Below are 2696 nucleotides of genomic sequence, written 5' to 3'. Positions count from 1 at the left end.
CACGTTGTTTGTTTCGTTCAGTTTTCAAAGAACTACTTGGTCGCTCATTTGCGACTTCCTTATGTTAACATTTTCATTTTTCAATGTCAACTAAGTTTTTCATTTCGTTTGTCGCTTTCAACGTTGTTGTCATCGGCGACTTGTTTTATATTACACCCCTATTCAGTAATAGTCAACATTAATCTTTCGTTTTTTTAGAAAAGATGAAACAGCTACTCATATTCCTCTTTATTTTCCATACATATAATTAAAATATCCGAAAGGGGTGTAGGGGTTGTTCGATCCTACCTTATTACACATCATCAATGCTCATTCAAGAAATCCACACTATCATAAGAAGTTTCCTATCATTCTATTTTGGAGCCAAAAAAGTGGTTGTACTTCTCTTGCCAAGTGGTTCTTTTACCAAATTGATTTATTACAAACAGCTCTAAATTATAGCCCTTTCATTCATAATTATGAATATGATATATACAAAAATGCGCCTGCCTATAGTCTACGGCTAGGTATAGCGTTACGAGAAAAACAAAAAGAAACTTTTAAACTTGTTCGTAACCCTTATAAGAGAGCAGTCAGTTCTTTCGTATCCTTAATTGCACCTCCTTATATAGAAAATCCCGAATGGAAGCCTATCCGAAAGTTTCTATATCAAGACGAAAATTCGTCCAAAGGGCTCTCATTTAAACAATTTCTATACTATCTACTTATTAATGGGGCACAAGCAAATAGTATTAACCCTCATTTCACACAACAATATATAGCTGATGAAGAAAAATATGTAACCAATTATATATACTTAGAAAACTTCAATCAGGATATGAAAGCATTAGAAAAGCGTTTCGAATTAAAAAACGCGCCAATAAATGAGTTTTCAACATCCTGGCATCATCAAACTCCCTCGATGATTTATAAAGGGAATTTTAGCGAATCCGATATTACTGACCCTTTATTCCCCCGTCTTCCAACTTTCGAAAGTTTTTATGATACTGAATGTATACAACTCGTTCAAACAATATTTCAAAATGATTTCAATACGTATAAATATAGCAAAGAATATCCATACTGATTTCAATCTATTATCTTTCCAAATAAAAAACACCTTATATATAAGGTGTTTTTTATTTAAACTATATACAACATACTGCTTAGCATTCCTTACTATTCAAGTTATTCCTCTTTAATAACTTACTTATTTTTTGTTTATCTGCCCATCCTACCCCTATTAAAACTAAACTTCCTCCTATTACTATCTTCCAAGTCACAGACTCATCTAATAAAACAATTGAAGCAACAATACTTATTAATGGTAACGCATTTAAATATAACCCACTTACTGATGCCGAGACTGTCTCTAATGCTCTATTCCAAAGCCAATACGCTAAAATTGTTGCCCCTATAACAAGATACATTACACTAAATCCAGTCTTCCATGTTTCGATTTCTGGGAAACCATAGTAAAAAGTTTCTACCATTGCAAATGGTAATAAAATAACAGCTCCAATAATTAAAGTTAATGTTGTAAAAACCTTGTTTGATAAATACTTTTCTTGTTTTGGTCGTTTCAGCAATACTGTATAGAGGGCAAATAAGAACGTACTTAATAAAATAAGGATATCTCCTATTAAAGATACTTCTTGCTCCCCGTTACTAGATGGGATTGTAATAAGAAGTACTCCAATAGCCCCGAGTACAATACCAACCCAATAATTAAGCTTAATTTTTTCTTTCAAAAAGAACGCTGAAAAAAGAATTGTAACTAACGGTAAAGCAGCATCAATAATACTAACATGCAATCCACTTGTTAAAGAAATACCGTAGGATGTGAACATAAAGTAACCAGCTACACCAGTAAAAGATAGTAAACTCATTCTTTTCCACGGCACTTGTTTATGTACAACCGATCTTTTTAATTGTTTAAATGAAAATAGCAAACAAATTCCACCCGCGAAGAAAAGGCGAATAAATAACAAAGTAAATGGCTGAATAGATTCTAACGCCCACTTTGTTGGTGCAATGGCTGTTCCCCATAATATAACAGCTACTAATAACATGCATATTTCTTTCATAATCCCCCACACCCATCAAAAATATATGTTAATTACCTTAATTATAGATTTTTTGATGAATGAAATCCTTTAAAAACGAAAAAACATTGTATAAATTGAAACTTTAATCAGTGGGGGTTTACTTCAGCGCATGTCACATAGCTCAAAAGCATTGCGAAATGTTGGCTTATACACGATAAAACAAAGTTACTTAAACAATAACAGGATGGCTACTGTAAAAGAAGTAGATACTGCCATGCAAGCCGATACGAACTATCCAGGAGTTCAATCAAACTCTGTTCAAGCGATTCGCGGAGCCTTATATGCAGAAGTGAAGAGCTTTTTTAAAGCGTTGGAACAATGGAAGAAAAATCCTGAGAAGTTCACAGGGCGTCTGAAGTTCCCAAATTATTCTCGTTCCACTGACAAACGAATCATTGAAATCTATCAAGTCCCTAAAGTGGATAATAACGGGCATTGGATAGTTCCGATGAATGTGGCATTCAGAAAAAATTCGGTTCCATTAAAATACGTATGCCGAAAAATTTAAGACAAAAAAAAATCTCCTACATTTAGATTGTACCGAAGCAAAAAGGTCGGTTCTTTGAGGTGCATTATACATATGAAATGCACGTTTCTCAAATGAAGAAA

The 2696-nt window shown here is 33.3% G+C and carries 2 protein-coding genes and 1 pseudogene; 2 read left to right on the top strand and 1 reads right to left on the bottom strand.

Features of this window, described 5'->3' with window-relative positions:
* The first annotated feature begins 274 nt into the window (after window positions 1-274).
* Window positions 275-1066, top strand: coding sequence for a sulfotransferase family 2 domain-containing protein (locus PDK19_RS27140; RefSeq protein ID WP_000460233.1), 792 nt, complete (start codon window positions 275-277; stop codon window positions 1064-1066).
* A 79-nt stretch (window positions 1067-1145) separates the two neighbouring features.
* Here PDK19_RS27140 and PDK19_RS27135 read toward each other — a convergent pair whose 3' ends face one another.
* The gene (locus PDK19_RS27135) at window positions 1146-2066 is read right to left on the bottom strand and encodes a DMT family transporter (protein WP_270708203.1); all 921 of its coding nucleotides are present in this window, start codon (window positions 2064-2066) and stop codon (window positions 1146-1148) included.
* Window positions 2067-2184: 118 nt separating this feature from the next.
* On the opposite strand from PDK19_RS27135, the pseudogene PDK19_RS27130 reads away from it, so the two are divergent.
* Window positions 2185-2696 (top strand): annotated as a pseudogene (locus PDK19_RS27130) (RNA-guided endonuclease TnpB family protein); the annotation flags it as partial.

It is taken from the genome of Bacillus cereus group sp. BcHK124 (assembly GCF_027712065.1).
Taxonomy (GTDB): domain Bacteria; phylum Bacillota; class Bacilli; order Bacillales; family Bacillaceae_G; genus Bacillus_A; species Bacillus_A pacificus.
This window is presented reverse-complemented; position numbering and strand designations above follow the sequence as displayed.

What these genes read in the sequence shown, in the direction of transcription:
- PDK19_RS27135 (WP_270708203.1), bottom strand. Translation starts at nt 2,066, where the DNA reads ATGAAAGAAATATGCATGTTATTAGTAGCTGTTATATTATGGGGAACA.